We start from the raw sequence: 19,126 nt of genomic DNA on the forward strand, positions 1-19,126 counted from the left end.
ATGTTGGGAAGAACTGCGAACGGCCTCTACTGGATGTTCCGCGATATCGAGCGCGCCGAGAACGGCGCCCGGCTGATCGACGCGGGCCTGCGCATGTCGCTGACCCGCAGCGAGTCGACCGAGGGCGACTGGGACGGCGTGCTGCAGAGCGCCGGCGTCCGCGAGCTTTACGACGAAGTGCACGACACGTTGACGAGCGGCGACGCCATCGATTTCCTGCTGCGCGACCGCGCCAATCCGTCGAGCGTCCTGTCCTGTATCGAGGCGAGCCGCCACAATGCCCGCATGGTTCGAACGGCGCTGACTCGCGAGACCTGGGAAGCGACCAACGAATGCTGGATCGAGATGAAGGCAATGCTCGCCAAGAAGGTGCGGCCGGCCGACATGCCCGAGATCATCGATGCCATCAAACGCCGTGCGGGTCTCATCCGCGGCGCCTTCCACGGCACGATGCTGAGGAACGAGATCTTCAACTTCTCGCGTATCGGCACCTTCATCGAGCGGGCCGATAACACCGCCCGCATCCTCGATGTGAAATACTACGTACTGCTGCCGGCCGTCTCGGCCGTCGGATCGTCGATGGACAACGTGCAGTGGGAATCGATTCTGCGCTCCGTCTCGGCGCACCGCGCCTATGGCTGGGTCTACGACGCGGAACTGAAGCCGTCCAACATTGCCGACTTCCTGATCTCGAACGGCCGCATGCCGCGCTCGCTCGCCTATTGCTACGAAAAGATCGTCAGCAATCTCGGCTATCTGGCGCGCGAATATGGCGAAAGGCATTCTGCCCACGAGACCGCCGAAGTGACGCTCGCTTCTCTGCGCAGCCAGTCGATCAGCGACATCATGGATCGGGGCCTGCATGAATATCTGGAAGAATTCATCAGCCACAACAACCGTCTGGGCCAGGAAATAACCGACGGCTATCGATTCTACCACTGAGGCCCAGGAGGTTCGAATGCACCTGAAAATCAGCCACACGACCGAGTACCATTACGACGAGCCGGTCCCCTATGCGCTGCAGCGGCTGCGCCTGACGCCGACGACGCAGCCCGGCCAGACGGTGTTGAACTGGAGGACGCTCGTCGATGGCGCCGGGGTCGAAGTCAGCTACGACGACCACTTCGGCAACCGCACGCATCTCGTCAGCGTCGACGCGGATCGGACGACCTTCCGGATCGAGGCGAGCGGCGAAGTGGAGACGGAGGACAAGGCAGGCGTCTTTGGCCCACACCAGTCCTACGTGCCGCTCTGGCTCTATGCCCGTGAAACCTCGCTCAGCAAAGCGGGCAAGCTGATCCGCGAGCTTGCGAAATCCGCAGAAGGCGCAACGGACCTCGAGCGCATGCACGTCTTGATGGACATCATTCACGAAACCGTCACTTACGAGCCGGGCGAGACCCATGCCGACACCACCGCCGAAGAGGCACTCGAGCGCGGCAAGGGCGTCTGCCAGGACCACGCCCACATCCTCGTCTCGGCGGCGCGCACCCTCGGCCTGCCCGCCCGCTACGTCTCAGGCTATCTGATGGTCGAAGGCCATCCCGAGCAGACAGCAAGCCACGCCTGGGCCGACGTGCACTTACCCGGCCTCGGCTGGGTCGGCTTCGATCCCGCCAACAAGATCTGCCCCGACGACCGCTATATCCGCATCGCCACCGGTCTTTGCTATCGCGATGCCGCGCCGGTCTCCGGATTGGTTCACGGCGTCGCCAGCGAGACGCTGAAGGTGGCGGTCACGGTGGAGCGACAGGGGCAAACGCAGAGCCAGAGTCAAGGGCACGGCCAAAATCAGAGCCAGTGAGCCACTGACGGGGAAAATCGCCACAACTGCCCTCATTCGGTCTGCCGGCCACTTTCTCCCGCAAGCGGCGTGAAAGAAACTCCGGAGACCTCCTACTCCTAAATCGCAGCCAACCTAGGAAACATGCAGCGAAGCTGCTGTAGTCCCCTCTCCCCGCCCGCGGGGAGAGGGTTAGGGTGAGGGGTAATTCGCAAGGCAGCCGGGAGCAAAAGGCAATTGCCCCTGCTGCCCCTCAATGGCTGTCGCGGTCCATCGGGATGCGGTCTCCGCGCGTGCCGACCAGGAAGTCGAGGTCGGCGCCTGTATCGGCCTGCATGACGGTCTTGATGTAGAGACCGCCATAGCCGCCGTTGAGGGGCTTGACCGGCGATACCCAGGCGGCACGCCGACGGGCGAGCTCATCGTCGGATACATGAAGGTGCAGCGTCCGGTTCGGGATGTCGACCTCGATCAGGTCGCCGTTTTGGACGAGCGCCAGCGGCCCGCCCTCGGCGGCTTCCGGTGCGGTGTGGAGGATAACGGTGCCATAGGCCGTGCCCGACATGCGCGCATCGGAAATGCGGATCATGTCGGTGATCCCCTTCTTCAGCACTTTGGGCGGCAGGCCCATATTGCCGACCTCGGCCATGCCCGGGTAACCCTTCGGGCCGCAATATTTCAGCACCATGACGCAGCTCTCGTCGATGTCGAGATCGTCGCGGTTGATGCGGGCGTGGTAGTCCTCGATGCTTTCGAACACGACGGCGCGGCCCTTGTGCTGCATCAGATGCGGCGAGGAGGCGGAAGGCTTCAGCACGGCGCCCCTTGGCGCCAGATTGCCGCGCAGCACGGCGATGCCGCCGGACTTCGTCAGTGCCTTTTCCTTGGGAAGGATGACGTCTTCGTTGTAGTTGGTAACACCCTTGACGTCATTCCAGATCGTATCGCCGCTGACTGTGATGGCGTCGTTGTGGAGCAGTCCCATCTCGGCGACCGCCTTGATGACCACCGGCAGGCCGCCAGCGTAATAGAACTCCTCCATCAGATACTTGCCGGAGGGTTGCAAATTGACGATCGTCGGCACGTCGCGGCCGAGCCTGTCCCAATCGTCGAGCGAAAGGTCGACGCCGACGCGGCCGGCAAGCGCCAAAAGGTGCAGCACGGCATTGGTCGAACCGCCGACCGCGCCGTTGACGCGGATGGCGTTTTCAAAGGCCTGCTTGGTCAGGATGTCGGAGGGCTTCAGGTCTTCCTTGACCATCTCGACAATGCGACGGCCGGTGAGTTGCGAGATCACCCGGCGACGGGCGTCGACGGCCGGAATCGCAGCATTGCCGGAGAGCGTCATGCCGAGTGCCTCGGCCATCGACGCCATCGTCGAGGCGGTACCCATAGTCATACAACTTCCCGCCGAACGGGCCATGCCCTGCTCGGCATCCATGAACTCGTCCAGCGTCATTTCGCCGGACTTGACCATTTCCGAGAACTGCCAGATCGCGGTGCCGGAGCCGACATCCTTGCCGCGCCATTTGCCGTTCAGCATCGGGCCGCCGGACACGACGATCGCCGGGATATCGACGCTCGCCGCGCCCATCAGCAGGCTGGGCGTGGTCTTGTCGCATCCGCCGAGGAGCACGACGCCATCGACCGGATTGCCGCGGATCGCCTCTTCGACATCCATGGCCGCGAGGTTGCGGAACATCATCGCCGTCGGGCGAAGCGTGCTCTCACCGGTCGAAAAGACCGGGAATTCCACCGGGAAGCCGCCCGCCTCGTAGACGCCGCGCTTCACGCGCTCCGCGAGGTCGCGCAGATGCGCGTTGCAGGGCGTCAGCTCTGACCAGGTGTTGCAGATGCCGATGATCGGCCGTCCGTCGAAGGTATCGGCGGGGAGCCCCTGGTTCTTCATCCAGGAGCGGTGCATGATGGCATTCTTGCCCGTACCGCCGAACCACTCCTGCGAACGGAGCTTGCGCGGCCACTCAGCTTTCTTCTTCATTTCTTCTTTCCTTCGGGCCCGTGGGGCGGGCGGGGACACGTCGGCTCAGAGCGGGATGAGGCAGCTATCTGCCCGTCCGCATCCCGCTCGGGTGCTTAAGCCAGCGTGTAGGCTGTCTTGACGGTTGTGTAGAATTCGGCGGCGTATCTGCCCTGTTCGCGCGGGCCGTGGGAGGAGCCCTTACGGCCGCCGAACGGCACGTGGAAATCGACGCCGGCGGTCGGCAGGTTGACCATCACCATGCCGGCCTCCGAGTTGCGCTTGAAATGCGTCGCATGCTTGAGGCTCGTCGTGGCGATGCCGGAGGACAGCCCGAACGGCGTGTCGTTGGCGACGCTGAGCGCCTCGTCATAGTCCTTCACCCGGATGACCGCAGCGACCGGACCAAAGATCTCCTCACGGGAGATGCGCATCTGATTGGTGGCCTCTGTGAACAGCGCCGGCTGCAGGTAGAAGCCGGGCGTGTCGCGCGAAATAAGCTCGCCGCCGAAGGCAAGCCTGGCGCCTTCCTGCTTGCCGATGGCGATATAGTCGGTGTCCTGGTTCAATTGGCTCTGGTCGACGACCGGACCGATATGGGTGCCGGCCTTCAGCGCGTCGTCGACGACGAGACCCTTGATCCGCTCGCCCATCGCCGCGACGAACTTGTCGTGGATACCCTCGGTGACGATGATCCGCGACGAAGCGGTGCAGCGCTGGCCGGTCGAGAAGAAGGCCGAATTGACCGCCGCTTCGACCGCCACCGCAACATCGGCGTCGTCGAGCACGACGAACGGGTTCTTGCCGCCCATCTCCAGCTGGAACTTGCGATTGTGCTCGACCGAGGCCATCGCGACGCGTTTTCCGGTGCCGGTCGAGCCGGTGAAGGTGATCGCCTGCACGTCCGGGCTGTCGAGCATCGCCTGGCCGACCACCGAGCCCTTGCCCATGACGAGGTTCAAGACGCCTTTCGGCAGGCCGGCGCGGTTGAGGATGTCGACGATCGCCCAGGAGCAGCCCGGTACCAGCTCGGCGGGCTTAAAGACGACGGTGTTGCCGTAGCAAAGCGCAGGCGCAATTTTCCAGGCCGGAATGGCGATCGGGAAGTTCCACGGCGTGATGATGCCGACGACGCCGACGGGTTCGCGGCTGATCTCGACGCCGATGTTCGGACGCACCGAGGGGATGACTTCGCCCGCCAGTCGCAGGCACTCGCCGGCGAAGAAATCGAAGATCTGCCCGGCCCGCACCGTCTCGCCAATGCCCTCGGCGAGCGTCTTGCCTTCCTCGCGCGACAACAGCCGGCCGAGTTCGTCCTTGCGGGCGAGGATCTCGTCGGCAGTCTTCCTCAGGATGGCGTGGCGCTCGAGGATGCCGGAGCGCGACCAGGCCGGAAAGGCCGCCTTCGCCGCGGCGATCGCCGCTTTCGCATCATCTACCGTCGCGCGGGCATATTCGCCGACGACATCATTGGTGTTCGAGGGGTTGACGTTGGCGATGCCGTCGCCGCCGACCCATTCGCCGGCAATCAGGTTCTGGTGAAGTGTCATGGCTTCAGCCTCCTTGTTTTCTTGTCGCAAGCGGCCGCCCGTCGCGGCCGCTGGTTGCTATAACAGATATATCAGAGCTGATGTATGGCGATCTCTTCTTCCGCGGCAATTGCCAGCGGATTGCGAAGCGCAAGCCCGAAGTCCTTGGCCTCGATCTCGAAGACGTCCCCTGCTTCGGTGCGGATGCCGTCGCCGAAGGAAAGCGTCGCCGTCCCGAACATGTGCACATGCACGTCGCCCGGGGCGCGGAAGAGGCCGTACTTGAAATGGTGATATTCCAGGTTGGCGAAGCTGTGCGACATGTTGGCCTCGCCCGAGAGGAACGGCTTTTCCCACAGGACCTTGCCACCGCGCAGGATTCGCGACGTGCCGCGGATGTCGTCCGGCGCCGCGCCGATGCGGATTTCCGGCCCGAAGCTCGCCTGGCGCAGTTTCGAATGCGCCAGCCACAGATAGTTGACCCGCTCGGTCTTGTGATCGGAGAATTCGTTGGCGACCGCAAAGCCGAGCCGATAAGGCGCACCCTTGTCGGAGATCACGTAGATACCGGCCATTTCCGGCTCCTCGCCGCCGTCCTCCGCAAAGGAGGGCGAGGTCAGCGGCTGGCCCGGTGCGACCGCGGCCGTACCGTTCCCCTTGTAGAACCACTCCGGCTGGACGCCCTTTTCGCCCGGCTTCGGCTTGCCACCCTCGAGCCCCATCCGGAACATCTTCATCGAATCGGTCAGCGTTTCCTCGGCCGCCTCGGTGGTCTTCTTGTGCATCGCATCACGCGTCGCGGCGGAACCGAGATGTGTCAGCCCGGTACCGGTCAGGTGCAGGTGCGCCGGATCCGGATGGGTGATCGGCGGCAGCATGCGCCCTTCGGCATAGGCTGCATCGAGATCGATCGTCTCTCCGAGTCCTCTGGCGTCGATGACCCCCTTGAGGCCCTTGCCGGCATTCGCCGCTTCCATCGCCAATGCGTAGACGCTTTCCGCGTACTTGACGAGCCGCGCCGTTTCACCCGGCGCCCGCACTGCGACTGCAATCGATCCGTCTTCGTTCCTGACTTGCGAAATCAGCACGTCTCTATCCTTCCTGATCGAGTTGGCTTCGGGCATTCGTTTCCATGAGGAAAGGCAATGCTTCGCCTCGAGAGTGGCTCGCACCACCCAGCTATGGCAGCCTCGGTCGGCCGCCCATTCATGATGTGGTCAATGGGAGCTGACCGGAAATCCGATCAGCCCTTGCCTTTGTTCTTGTTGTAGACGTCGAAGAACACGGCCGCGAGCAGTACGAGGCCCTTGATGAGCTGCTGGTAGTCGATACCGATGCCCATGATCGACATGCCGTTGTTCATCACGCCCATGATGAAGGCGCCGATCACCGCACCGGTGATCTTGCCGACACCGCCCGATGCCGACGCACCGCCGATGAAGCAGGCCGCGATGACGTCGAGTTCGAAGCCGACGCCTGCCTTCGGGGTGGCCGAGTTCAATCGCGCCGTGATGATCATGCCGGCGAGTGCCGCGAGCACGCCCATGTTGACGAAGGCGTAGAAGGTCAGCCGCTCGGTATTGATGCCGGAGAGCTTGGTGGCCTTCTCGTTGCCGCCCATGGCGTAGACCCGGCGACCGATCGTCGAGCGCGTCGTGATGAAGGTGTAGAGGGCGATCAGCACGCCCATGACGATGAGCACGTTCGGCAGGCCGCGATAGGTCGAAAGCTGGAAGCCGATGAACAGGGCGACGACGCCGATGACCGCCATCTGGCCCGCGAAGAACACGAACGGCTCGTTCTCGGTACCGTGCTGCTCATTGACGCGGCGATTGCGCAGGCCGGCATAGATCGCATAGCCGACCAGCGCCAGCACCGCCACGAGCGCCACCATGTTCTTGATGATCTCGGGACTCGGGCTGAGGAAGTAGAGAAAATCAGGAACGAAGCCTGTCGAGAGAATCTGGAAATCCTTCGGGAACGGCCCGATCGGACGGCCGCCGAGGACGACGTAAGTCATTCCGCGGAACACCAGCATGCCGGCGAGCGTGACGATGAAGGACGGGATCTTCTGATAGGCCACCCAATAGCCCTGCGCCGCCCCCATGATGCCGCCGACGACAAGACAGGCGGGAACGACGACGAGGGCCGGCAGACCCCATTTGACGAGCATGATGGCCGAAATCGCCCCGACAAAGGCGACGATCGAACCGACCGACAGATCGATGTGACCCGCCACGATGATCAACAGCATGCCCAGCGCCATGATGACGATGAAGGAGTTCTGCAGCACCAGGTTGGTGATGTTGACCGGCCTGAAGAGAACGCCGTTGGTGACGAACTGGAAGAACAGCATGATGATCACGAGCGCGACCAGAAGGCCGTATTCGCGGATGTTGTTCCTGAGGTAGTCCCCGATCGAGGGTTTGGTGGGATGGGTGCTCGTATCGGCGACCATTAGTGTTTCTCCCCTGAACGCATGATGGCCCGCATGATGGACTCCTGACTTGCTTCCTCCTTGGAAAGCTCCGCCACGATGCGGCCCTCGTTCATGACATAGATGCGATCGCAGGTTCCGAGCAGTTCCGGCATTTCCGACGAGATCATCAGAATGCCTTTACCCTCGGCTGCGAGCTGGTTGATGATGGTGTAGATCTCATACTTCGCGCCGATGTCGATACCGCGGGTCGGCTCGTCGAGTATGAGGACTTCGGGATTGGTGAACAGCCACTTGGACAGCACGACCTTCTGCTGGTTGCCGCCCGAAAGATTCACCGCCTCCTGATAGATCGAATGCGAGCGGATCCGGAGCTTCGCGCGATAGTCGGCGGCGACCTTCCGCTCCTTGCGCTCGTCGATGACGCCGCTCGGAGCTACCGCGCTCAGATTCGCGAGCGTGGTGTTCTCCTTGATGTTGTTGATCAGCACGAGGCCCAGTTGCTTGCGGTCCTCGGTCACATAGGCGAGACCCGCCTTGATCGCCTTCGGGATCGTGCTGACGTCCACCGGCTGACCGCGCATCGTCACCTCGCCGGTGATCTTGTGTCCCCACGACTTGCCGAAGATGCTCATCGCCGTTTCGGTGCGGCCGGCGCCCATTAGCCCGGCGATGCCGACGACCTCGCCGGCCCGAACCTTAAAGCTGACATCGTGCAGAAACTGCCGGTCGCGGTGATGCTGATGGAAGACGTTCCAGTTCTTCACCTCGAGCAGCGTATCGCCGATCTTCGGTTCGCGCGGTGGGTAGCGGTCTTCCATCGCCCGGCCGACCATCCCCTTGATGATCCGATCCTCGCTGATGTCTTCCTTGTCACAGTCGAGCGTCTCTACCGTGCCGCCATCGCGCAGGATGGTGATCTGGTCGGCAACCTTTTTGATCTCGTTCAGCTTGTGCGAGATGATAATCGAGGTCATCCCCTGATTGCGGAACTCCATGAGCAGCTTCAGGAGCGCGTCGGAGTCGTTTTCGTTGAGCGATGCGGTCGGCTCGTCGAGGATCAGCAGCCGCACCTTCTTGGACAGCGCCTTGGCGATCTCGACCAGTTGCTGCTTGCCGACGCCGATATCGGTGATCAACGTCGCGGGAGACTCGGTTAGGCCCACCTTCTTGAGCAGTTCCTGCGTCCGGGCAAAGGTCTGCGGCCAATGAATGACGCCCTTGTCGGCGATCTCGTTGCCGAGGAAGATGTTCTCGGCGATCGACAGCAGCGGAACGAGCGCCAGTTCCTGGTGGATGATAATGATGCCGAGTTCTTCGCTGTCGGCGATCGTGCTGAAGCGACGCTCCTCGCCGTCGTAGTGAATCTCGCCCTCGTAAGTGCCAGCGGGATAGACGCCACTCAGCACCTTCATTAGGGTCGACTTGCCGGCACCGTTTTCGCCGACCAGGGCATGGATCTCGCCTTCGCGGACCTTGAACGAGACATTGTCCAGCGCCTTGACGCCCGGGAACGTCTTCGTGATGCCCCGCATTTCAAGAATGATATTGTCCATATTCAGCCATTCCAGCGGCAATCTGCAAGAGACTGCAGGCTTCCACCCGCCGCATGGCCCCCGGATCGGTCGAGATCCGGGGAACCCATGAAGCAGTTCAAATTATCATAGCGACCATGGTGCGTCTGCAAGATGCAAGATGCACGTCGCGTCAGGCGAAAGGGCCCGCGGCCAGCCGCGGACCCTTCGAGCCAGATCAGTTGTTGATCTGATCTTCCGTGTAGTAGCCGGAGCCGACGAGCACGTCCTTGGCATTGGTCTTGTCGACCGAAACGGGCTTCAGCAGGTAGGAGGGAACGACCTTGACGCCGTTTTCATAGGTCTTGGTGTCGTTCACTTCCGGCTCCTTGCCGTCCATGATCGCGTTGACCATGCCGACGGTCACCTTGGCGAGTTCGCGGGTGTCCTTGAAGACCGTGGAGTACTGTTCGCCGGCCATGATCGACTTGACCGAAGGCAGTTCCGCGTCCTGACCGGTAACGATCGGCATCGGCAGGTCGCCCGAGCCGTAGCCAACGCCCTTCAGAGCCGAGATGATACCGATCGACAGGCCGTCATAGGGCGACAGAACGCCGTCGACCTTGGCATCGGTGTAGGTGGACGACAGCAGGTTTTCCATGCGCGCCTGGGCAACCGCACCGTCCCAACGCAGCGTGCCGACCTGGTCCATACCCATCTGGCCGGACTTCACGACGATCTTGCCGCTATCGATCAGCGGCTGCAGAACGGACATCGCGCCGTCATAGAAGAAGAAGGCGTTGTTGTCGTCCGGCGAGCCACCGAAGAGTTCGATGTTCTTCGGCCCGCTGGCGCCGTCGAGCTTCAGGCCTTCGACGAGCGAGGTCGCCTGGAGCACGCCGACCTGGAAGTTGTCGAAGGTGGCGTAGTAGTTGACGTTGCCGGAATCGCGAATCAGGCGGTCATAGGCGATGACCTTGACGCCGGCGTCGGCTGCCTTCTGCAGGATGTCGGAGAGCGTCGTGCCGTCGATGGCGGCGATGACGAGAACCTTCGCGCCCTTCGTCACCATGTTCTCGATCTGCGCGAGCTGGTTCGGAATGTCGTCGTCGGCGAACTGCAGGTCCGGCGTGTAGCCGGCTTCCTTGAAAAGCTTCTCCATGGTTTCGCCGTCGGAAATCCAGCGGGTCGACGTCTTCGTCGGCATGGAGATGCCGACCGTGCCCTTGTCCTGGGCGAATACCGGCGCAGCGAAGGCTGCGACGGACATCGCGGCGGCTGCGAGAAGCGAAGTAATCAATTTCATCAGATCTCTCCCTGAGTGTTGAAGCCGGCGGCCGGAGCCCCCGTCATATGCGCAGCGATTCACCGGCCCGGAGAATTCGTCCCCGACGGCGTTTCAAGATAAAGGAAGGTCCTCCCTGTCTTAGCATACTCCCGCATGCGCTGCCGCACATGGCTGGAAACTGGAATCAATTGCCATAACTGTCAAATACAATATCGCTTTGTGTACATACCAAAATTGGTATACGACCCTCAAAGAGTGTGATTTATGAATCTCTTGAATAGCAGGGCCGGAAAATGACCCTCGACAGCAAACCGAGTATCGCGACCCCGCCGGGAGACACCTTCGACACCGGCCTTTTCCGGTCCGGGCTGAAGATCAACCACCTGCGGCTCATTCTGGCGATCGACGATTATCGCCGTATCAGCGCCGCGGCCGAATCGCTCGGCGTGTCCCAACCGGCCGCCTCGCGCATGCTCGCCGAAATCGAGGCGATCGTGAAGGCCCCGATCTGCGCGCGGGTGGCCCGGGGCGTCGAATTGACCCGTTACGGTGAAGCGCTCGCCCGGCGGTCGCGGACGATCTTTCTCGAACTGCGCGAGGCCGCCCGCGAGATCAGCGAACTGAAGACGGGCAGCGGCGGGTCGGTTTCACTCGGCTCCGTCACCGGCCCTGCGCTCAATCTCGCCGTGCCGGCCATCCGCCAGGTTTCGACGGCCTATCCCGGTATCGAGATCAATGTACAGATCGACAACAGCAACGTTTTGACACGCGAACTGCTTGCCGCGCGCCACGACTTCGTGGTCGGCCGCATCCCGGACGACCTCAATCCCCGTCTTTTCAACCTGGTCGAAATCGGTTTTGAGGAAGTCTGCCTGATCGTTCGCCAGGGCCACCCGCTGCTCGACCACGCTTCCGCCAGCGCCGACGACCTGCCGGGTTATGATTGGGTGTTTCAGCCGCCAGGCACCCTGCTGCGCCGCGCCGTCGAAGACAGTTTCATCTCGGCCGGCGTCCGACTGCCTTCGACCGTCATCAATACATCCTCGATCATCCTGACGCTGTCGATCGTCCGCAATACGAATGCCATCGCCCCCGTCGCGCTCGACGTGGCGAAGCTTGTCGCCGGAAACGGCACCCAGGCCGGCGAAATCCGGATCCTGCCGACTGAGTTCCCGATCCGCATCAAGCCCTACGGCCTGATTACCGCCGAGGGCCGGGCCCTCCCCCCGAGCGCGAAACTGCTTTACGACCTGATCCTCAAACAAAGCCGGACGTGATCAGGCCCGCATAATCCTCGATGGGCAAGATCGTCCCGGCTCGCACGGCGTTTCGCTTAATTTGCGCGCGGCAGATCACGGGAGACGCCATGTTCGGCATGTCGGTGTTTCAATCGGTGCTCGAGCGCCTGAAGGCCGAGCAGATCATGGATGGGGACACGGACCCCGAGCGGGAACAGGCGGCGCGCGGTTTCATGCAACCGCCGATCGGCCGTTCGCCGGCTTTTGTCGTCGAGACGCCGGCACGGACGAGCGCCGCATTCGGCACCGTCGAGAAAGCCTACCGGGATTTGGCCGCTGCCGAACGGGCCGAGGAACCGCGCGTGGTGCCCGACCACCTGCAGCGCACGAGCCTTGCCGATGTCGCGGCCGAACTCGATCTCGGTGATGGGGAAACCGGGCTGACACTCGCTGCCAAGCGCCGGCGCTTTGCCGCCGCGAACCATCCCGACCGGCTGCCGCCGGAGTTCCGGGCGAACGCCACCATCCGGATGAAACTCGCCAACATGCTCATCGACGAAGCGTTGCGAAGGCTCGGACAGTCCGCGACCTAGCCTCTACTTCGTCTGGTCGCCCGCTTCGCTCCCTTTTTCGTCCGGCTGCTTCGGCTTGTAGAAGATCAGGAGAGCGGCTCCGGCATAGGTGGTCACGACAAGGAAGATCGTCGCCCACATCGTCTGCCCGCCATAGAACTCGACAGCCGTCCACACTGCACACAGGGCAACGATGAGCAGGCGTATCCACAGGGGCCGGTAGAACGGGTGATCCGGGTCGATGAATTTGATCATGGCATTGCCTCTGAGGAAACTGCGCACCTTGCCTCTCGTCTATCGCATAATTCTTCAAATCGATACCGGTTAAAGGCCATAATTGTCCGGCAATCCCGAGCGGCACGGAGCGCGCCACAAAGACATGCGGCGTCGGCGACAAGCGTCGCCACCGGCTTGACGTCGGAGCGGCAAATGGAATAAACATTCTGAAAACGCATTTCGTGGCCGTTTCATTCCGATTTGACGAACATCTGCCGAAAGACAGGACACTGGAATCTGTGTGACGGCATTGGGGAGAGGCACAAGGGCGCGGGAGGAATCGGCCACTGCCTCTCTCATTGATCTGCTATTCGCGGACGTAATCGCCCGCAACGCCTCTGCGCGATGAGCGTCAATATCATCGCGCACCCACCCGGTCTGGAACCGGAATTCGAGAGAGACGAAGATGACAGTGAGATTTGGTCTTCTGGGCGCCGGACGTATCGGCAAGGTTCACGCGAAAGCCGTCAGCGGCAATCCGGACGCCGTCCTTGTCGCGGTTGCCGATGCCTTTCCGGCCGCCGCGGAGGCGATCGCCAAGGCCTATGGCTGCGAGGTCCGCACCATCGAGGCGATCGAGGCGGCCTCCGACATCGATGCCGTCGTCATCTGCACCCCGACCGACACCCATGCCGATCTGATCGAGCGCTTTGCCCGGGCCGGCAAGGCGATCTTCTGCGAAAAGCCGATCGATCTCGACGTCGATCGCGTCAAGGCGTGCCTGAAGGTGGTCGCCGAAACCGGCGCCAAGCTGATGGTCGGCTTCAACCGCCGCTTCGACCCGCATTTCATGGCCGTGCGCAAGGCAATCGACGCCGGCACGATCGGCGACGTCGAAATGGTGACCATCACCTCGCGCGATCCGGGCGCGCCGCCGGTCGACTATATCAAGCGGTCGGGCGGCATCTTCCGCGACATGACGATCCACGATTTCGACATGGCGCGCTTCCTGCTCGGCGAGGAGCCGGTTTCGGTGACGGCGACCGCCGCCGTGCTCGTCGATAAGGCGATCGGCGAAGCCGGCGACTATGACAGCGTCTCCGTCATCCTGCAGACCGCATCCGGCAAGCAGGCGGTCATCTCCAACTCGCGCCGCGCCACCTACGGCTACGACCAGCGCATCGAGGTGCATGGCTCCAAGGGCGCCGTTTCGGCCGAGAACCAGCGCCCGGTCTCGATCGAAATCGCCACCGGCGACGGCTACACGCGCCCGCCGCTGCACGACTTTTTCATGACACGCTACACAGAAGCCTATGCCAACGAGATCGAGAGCTTCATCGCCGCGATCGAGAAGGGTGCGGTAATCACGCCGTCCGGCAAGGATGGTCTCGCGGCGCTTGCCCTTGCCGACGCGGCCGTCCGGTCGGTCGCCGAAAAGCGCCAGATCAGCGTCGCCTGACGCTGGAGCGATCTTGAACGCCAAAAGGCCGGGCGTCCCCCGGCCTTTTTTGTTGCTGAGGCAGACTACGCCTCGGCATGTCGGAGCGCCGGGGCGTCCGACGACGAGATCGCTCCGGCACTCGGCGCAAGTCCCGGCCGGCCGGTGAGGAAGCCCTGTATCTGCCGGCACCCCTCCTCGACGATGATCTGCTTCTGCCGCTCGGTCTCGACACCCTCGGTCACGACCGGCAGGTTGAGGCTATGGCCAAGCGCGATGATTGCGCGGATGATCGCGTGCGCGGCGGGGTCCTTGTCGAGTGCCGCGGTGAAGCTGCAGTCGATCTTCAGCTTGTCGAACGGGAAAGTCTGCAGGTTGGCGAGGGACGAATGTCCCGTGCCGAAGTCGTCCATGACGATCCTGACGCCGAGCAGCCGCAACCGGACGAGCGCCGCCAGCACGTCTTCCCGGTTGTGCAACAGCGCCGCTTCGGTGAGTTCCAGCTCCAGGCGTCGAGGCTCGAGGCCGGTGCGCCGCAGGATGCCGGCAATCTGATCGAAAAGGCTCGGCACGAGGAACTGGACCGGCGAGATGTTGACCGAGACGGGCAGAGGGTCTGCCCAGCGGACCGCTTCGGCGCAGGCCTGTTCGAGCACCCATTCGCCGATCTGGATGATCGAGCCGCTTTCCTCGGCGATCGGAATGAAGACGTTCGGCCCGACGATCCCACGCTCCGGGTGTCTCCAGCGCAATAGCGCCTCGTATCCGACCACTCGGTCGTCATGGACGTCGACGAGCGGCTGGTATTCGAGGAACAGCTGACGCCGAAGGATCGCATGCCGGAGATCGCTTTCCATCTGCCGGCGCGAGCGCAGTGTCTCGTCCATTTCCGCATCGAAGAAGCAGGCGATGCCCTTGCCCGACCGCTTGGCCCGGTAGAGCGCCGTATCGGCATTGTTGCAGAGCCGCTCGGCCGTCGCGCCGTCACCGGGATAGATCGCCACCCCCATGCTGACGCCGACGGCCATCGGATCGCGGTGGGTATCCATCTCCTCCGCAAAGAGCCGGAGGATGCGGTCCGACAATTGCCGCGCCGCCTCCGGCTGGACGGCACCGGTCTGCAGGACCGCGAATTCGTCGCCGCCTAGCCGCGCGATCGTGTCGGCCTCACCCGCCGCGGCGCGGAGAATATCGGCAACCTTGCGCAGGATCCGATCCCCCTCGCCATGGCCGAAGATATCGTTCACGGCCTTGAAGCGATCGAGGTCGAGGCAGAAGACGGCGAGGTGTTCGTTCCTTGCAGCCGCGACCGCTGGGGCCTGTCTCATCCGTCTCTCGAAGGAACTGCGGTTGGAGAGATCCGTCAGGCCGTCATGATGCGCCAGATGCTCGATGGTCCTTTCGGCCTCCTTGCGGGCGCTGAGGTCTCGCACGAAGATCACGTCGGATTGGCGGCCGCGATACTCGATCGTTCGGCAGACGTGCTCGACCGGCACACGGCGTCCGTCGGCGCAGATCAGTTCGACCTCGGCGGGACCGTTGTCGATCTGGCGCTCGCGCGGCTCGTGACCCTGCGGTGACGCGAAGAGCCCTTCGGGCTTTCTGCCGATAAGATCGGCCGCCTTCGCGCCGCAGAGGCTGACAAACCGTTCGTTCGCATCGACGACCCTGCCATTGCAGACGATCACCATTCCCTCGAGCGATGCGTTGGCGAGACCGCGCAGGTCAGTCAGATGCCGATCGATGAAGAGCGCGCCCAAGGCGGTGAGGATCAGCGTGGTGGAGGCGACGACGACACCGCCGGCGAGCCAGACGGGATCGAACGCGTCCGCTGCCGCCACGCTCGGGTCCGGCACCAGGGTGCCGCCGCTCATCGAGGTGAAGTGCAGGACGCATATTGCAAGCACCAGCAGCAGCGTCGGAGCGACCAGCTTGTGCGCGCCTCCGAGAGCCCGAAAGGCATGGAGCGCAAGGGCGGCGATCAGCGGGCCGAATAAGACGGCGGCGAAGCTCATCTGCGGATCGAAGTCGATTCGCCCCTGGGTCTCGATGGCGCGCATGCCCGTTACATGCATGGCGGCGATGCCGAGGCCGAGGAAAATTCCGGCACCGGGGAAAGCATAGCGGGAGGTGCCGACAAGGGCCGTCGCAAAGGCGATCCAGGACGCGGCCACCGCAACGAGCGCGGAAAACAATGTGCCCCAGGCGTCGTAGGCGATCGGCACGCCACCGTCATAGGCGAGCATCGCAATGAAATGCGTCGACCAGACGCCGACGCCGCAGGCAAAGGCGCAGGCCGCGGTCCAGAGGTGCCGCTGCCAGCCTTCGCTGCGCTCGGCGCGCTGCAGGAGCAGCATCGTCGCCGCGCTGCCGGCCAGACAGACGATCGCCGCCACTGCAACCAGACGCCAGTCGTGACGATCGCTGATGCATGCAAGTACTGAGAACATGACTGTCTCCCGCCTCGGAAAACAGCTTGGCAAGCAGACGCTAAATAACCGTAAATTGTACTAGTATGATAATTCGCCTCGAAATGTTTGACCGTGAGGTCCCCTCTCAGGCATGCCCGGCGGCGGTGATATCGCTGTCGATAGCGCTCAGAGCCCGGTCGACATGGCCGTCGAAGACAAGCCGCTGCTCGTCGCCGACCACGGTGATCTCCGGCAGGCCTTCGAGGCGCACCTGCAGCGATTGCGCAAGCCCCTCCTCCACGCCCTTCTGGAGGAGATCGAAGTAGCGCGTCCCCTGACCCGTGACGAAGATCGGCATCGGCTCGTAGAGACTCAAGAGGCGGGAAATGCCGTTGCCGAGCGCGATGCCAGCCTGGCGGAAGGCATAGCCGGGCATGCGCTGGCCCTGCCGCGCACCGGCGGCGACCTTGTCCATTTCGGCAAGCGGCACGAATTTCGCCGGGATCGTATCGGACGGCACCTCGAAGGCGGCGCGCAGAATGCCGTAGAAGCCGGCTGCAGCTTCGATGCAGCCAAAGGAGCCGCAGCGACAGAGCCCGGCGGACGCGGCGTGCAGCATGTGACCGAAATTCGGCGCGGAAACGTCGAGTTCGCCCGACCGACCCTTTCTGGCAAGGCCGAGACCGATGCTGTGGCCGAGCGAGATGGCCGCCAGCCCCTTGAAAGCCTCGCCCTTCTCCTCCGCTTTGGCCGCAAGCGCCTGGGCGACGAGCAAAGTCTCGTTGCTGAGCATGATCCGGGCGCACCAGTCGTCACCGAGCAGCTTCACGAAATCGAGCTCCTCACTGCCGAAGACCGGCGACCAGAGGAGCCTCGCACCGTCGCCCGCCACCAGCCCCTTGCTGCTGATGGAAATGGCAAGCACCCGGTCCTTGGCGATGCGCGTGCGCTGCAGCAGACGCTCGAGCGCCGCGACGAAAACCTGTCCGAAGGCCGCCGTGCCGCCGGCGTCGCGGCCGCGCGCCTCCTCGAAGCGATCGAGCAGCACGCCGCCATAATCGGCAAGCGAATATTGGACGATGTCGGAGGAGATGCGCACGATGATCACGTAGCTGCAGTCCCGTCGCGGCGCAAAAAGGACGCGTGGCCGCCCCCGGCCGCCCTGCACATGCTGCTCGGTCTTGGCGATCGTCCCCGATCGCTCCAGTTCCGCCGTGATGACCGAGATGGTCGCCGAGGCGAGACCGGTCTGCTCGGCGATTTCCGTGTGGGAGAGCGGACCCCTTCGCCGAAGCGCCGAAAGCACCAGGGCGCTGTTTTGCTGACGCACGACTTCGGTGCTGGATTTGGTCAGCATTTACACGTCCCTGGCCTTGGCGGATTGCGTGATCACCTGCCCTCTCAAGCCCCTGTTGAATGGCGAAACAAGGCCTTGTTGACAGCCTTCTAAAACTCTGACATTTATTTTCTCGACTGTCGAGAAAAAAGCCGTGCAGGAGCGGCGGCGAGGTTTGCGACAGCAATTCACGGCTCGTTGGGGATGCGTGCGGGAGGTTCGTGCGCGCGGCGTAGCCACTTGGGAGGATAGAATGAAATCCATTTTGAAGCTGATGGCAGGGGCTGCCATCATCGCGTCCATGCATTCCGCAGCAGTCGCCAAGGACCTCGTTGTCGGCGTCTCCTGGTCGAACTTCCAGGAAGAGCGCTGGAAAACCGACGAGGCCGCCATCAAGGCCGCACTTGAAGCCTCCGGCGACAAATATATTTCCGCTGACGCACAGTCTTCGGCTGCCAAGCAGCTCACCGACATCGAATCGCTGATCGCCCAGGGCGCCAACGCGCTGATCGTGCTGGCGCAGGATTCCGACGCGATCGCCCCGGCGATCGAAAAGGCCACCGCCGAGGGCATTCCGGTCGTCGGCTACGACCGCCTGATCGAGAACCCGGCCGCCTTCTACATCACCTTCGACAACAAGGAAGTGGGCCGCATGCAGGCCCGCGAAGTGTTCAAGGCGAAGCCGGAGGGCAACTTCGTCTTCATCAAGGGCTCCTCCTCCGATCCGAACGCCGACTTCCTCTTCTCCGGTCAGATGGAGGTGCTTAAGGAAGCCGTCGACGCCGGCAAGGTCAAGAATGTCGGCGAGGCCTATACGGACGGCTGGAAGCCGGAAAACGCCCAGAAGAACATGGAGCAGTTCCTGACCGCCAACGACAACAAGGTCGACGCGGTCGTCGCCTCCAACGACGGCACCGCCGGCGGCGCGATCGCAGCGCTTGACGCGCAGGGCCTTGCCGGCTCGGTTCCGGTCTCCGGCCAGGACGCCGACAAGGCGGCACTGAACCGTGTTGCGCTCGGCACGCAGACCGTTTCGGTCTGGAAGGACTCGCGCGAACTCGGCAAGCGCGCCGCCGAGATCGCCGCCGAACTGGCAAGCGGCAAGAAGATGGAAGAAGTCGCCGGCGTGAGCACCTTCAACGGCGGACCGAAGGGCGTCGCCATGCAGTCGGTCTTCCTCGCACCGCTGCCGATCACCAAGGACAACCTGAACGTCGTCATCGAGGCCGGCTGGATTTCCAAGGAAGAAGCCTGCCAGGGCGTCCAGGGTGACATCGCCGCGTGCAAGTAAGCCGCAGCGACCGGGCTGAGCTCTAAATTGTCGAGAGCGCCGCAACGCACCCCGTTGCGGCGCTTGCGCGAGGTGCGAAGCGGATCGACAGGCTG

General features: G+C 63.1%; 15 protein-coding genes. 6 read left to right on the forward strand and 9 right to left on the reverse strand.

The features are described from left to right. Positions 1-942: an alpha-E domain-containing protein gene (locus tag USDA257_RS23180; protein ID WP_014765426.1), complete on the forward strand. Its 942-nt coding sequence runs from the start codon at positions 1-3 to the stop codon at positions 940-942. Between the two features lie 16 nt (positions 943-958). Next, complete coding sequence (locus tag USDA257_RS23185; RefSeq protein ID WP_014765427.1) at positions 959-1,804, forward strand: transglutaminase family protein; 846 nt, start codon at positions 959-961, stop codon at positions 1,802-1,804. A 232-nt stretch (positions 1,805-2,036) separates the two neighbouring features. Here the strand turns inward: USDA257_RS23185 and araD are convergent, their stop codons facing one another. The 6 genes from araD to chvE form a co-directional block, all read right to left on the reverse strand. Continuing rightward, positions 2,037-3,782 (reverse strand): L-arabinonate dehydratase, encoded by a 1,746-nt coding sequence (gene araD, locus USDA257_RS23190; protein WP_014765428.1) that lies wholly within the window; start codon positions 3,780-3,782, stop codon positions 2,037-2,039. A gap of 95 nt (positions 3,783-3,877) precedes the next feature. Beyond that, positions 3,878-5,311, reverse strand: coding sequence for an aldehyde dehydrogenase family protein (locus tag USDA257_RS23195; protein WP_014765429.1), 1,434 nt, complete (start codon positions 5,309-5,311; stop codon positions 3,878-3,880). A 71-nt stretch (positions 5,312-5,382) separates the two neighbouring features. Next, complete coding sequence (gene araD1, locus USDA257_RS23200) at positions 5,383-6,378, reverse strand: AraD1 family protein (RefSeq protein WP_041415549.1); 996 nt, start codon at positions 6,376-6,378, stop codon at positions 5,383-5,385. A gap of 155 nt (positions 6,379-6,533) precedes the next feature. Further along, positions 6,534-7,748 carry a multiple monosaccharide ABC transporter permease gene (gene mmsB, locus USDA257_RS23205; RefSeq protein ID WP_014765431.1) on the reverse strand — a complete coding sequence of 405 codons (1,215 nt, stop codon included), beginning with the start codon at positions 7,746-7,748 and terminating at the stop codon, positions 6,534-6,536. After that, a complete protein-coding gene (gene mmsA, locus USDA257_RS23210) occupies positions 7,748-9,283 on the reverse strand; it encodes a multiple monosaccharide ABC transporter ATP-binding protein (RefSeq protein ID WP_014765432.1) in 1,536 nt (511 codons plus the stop codon). The genes mmsB and mmsA overlap by 1 nt, the downstream gene beginning before the upstream one ends. Positions 9,284-9,479: 196 nt before the next feature. Then, complete coding sequence (chvE, locus tag USDA257_RS23215) at positions 9,480-10,547, reverse strand: multiple monosaccharide ABC transporter substrate-binding protein (protein ID WP_014765433.1); 1,068 nt, start codon at positions 10,545-10,547, stop codon at positions 9,480-9,482. A 275-nt stretch (positions 10,548-10,822) separates the two neighbouring features. Between chvE and USDA257_RS23220 the strand changes: the two genes are divergently transcribed. Both USDA257_RS23220 and USDA257_RS23225 read left to right on the forward strand, forming a co-directional pair. Continuing rightward, positions 10,823-11,806 (forward strand): LysR family transcriptional regulator, encoded by a 984-nt coding sequence (locus USDA257_RS23220; protein ID WP_014765434.1) that lies wholly within the window; start codon positions 10,823-10,825, stop codon positions 11,804-11,806. 89 nt (positions 11,807-11,895) lie between these two features. Then, positions 11,896-12,360 carry a hypothetical protein gene (locus USDA257_RS23225; protein ID WP_014765435.1) on the forward strand — a complete coding sequence of 155 codons (465 nt, stop codon included), beginning with the start codon at positions 11,896-11,898 and terminating at the stop codon, positions 12,358-12,360. A 3-nt stretch (positions 12,361-12,363) separates the two neighbouring features. Here USDA257_RS23225 and USDA257_RS23230 read toward each other — a convergent pair whose 3' ends face one another. Next, positions 12,364-12,594, reverse strand: a complete 231-nt coding sequence (locus USDA257_RS23230; RefSeq protein WP_014765436.1) for a hypothetical protein — start codon at positions 12,592-12,594, stop codon at positions 12,364-12,366. Positions 12,595-13,021: 427 nt separating this feature from the next. On the opposite strand from USDA257_RS23230, the gene iolG reads away from it, so the two are divergent. Continuing rightward, entirely contained in the window at positions 13,022-14,014 is a 993-nt protein-coding gene (iolG, locus tag USDA257_RS23235) for an inositol 2-dehydrogenase (RefSeq protein ID WP_014765437.1), read from the forward strand. Positions 14,015-14,079: 65 nt separating this feature from the next. On the opposite strand, the gene USDA257_RS23240 is transcribed toward iolG, so the two are convergent. Together USDA257_RS23240 and USDA257_RS23245 are read right to left on the reverse strand one after the other, a co-directional pair. Continuing rightward, entirely contained in the window at positions 14,080-16,443 is a 2,364-nt protein-coding gene (locus USDA257_RS23240) for a bifunctional diguanylate cyclase/phosphodiesterase (RefSeq protein WP_014765438.1), read from the reverse strand. Positions 16,444-16,549: 106 nt separating this feature from the next. After that, positions 16,550-17,761 (reverse strand): ROK family transcriptional regulator, encoded by a 1,212-nt coding sequence (locus USDA257_RS23245; protein WP_014765439.1) that lies wholly within the window; start codon positions 17,759-17,761, stop codon positions 16,550-16,552. Between the two features lie 232 nt (positions 17,762-17,993). Between USDA257_RS23245 and xylF the strand changes: the two genes are divergently transcribed. Next, on the forward strand, positions 17,994-19,031 hold the full coding sequence (xylF, locus tag USDA257_RS23250) for a D-xylose ABC transporter substrate-binding protein (RefSeq protein ID WP_014765440.1): 1,038 nt from the start codon (positions 17,994-17,996) through the stop codon (positions 19,029-19,031). Positions 19,032-19,126 lie beyond the last annotated feature (95 nt).

It is taken from the genome of Sinorhizobium fredii USDA 257, assembly GCF_000265205.3.
GTDB lineage: Bacteria > Pseudomonadota > Alphaproteobacteria > Rhizobiales > Rhizobiaceae > Sinorhizobium > Sinorhizobium fredii_B.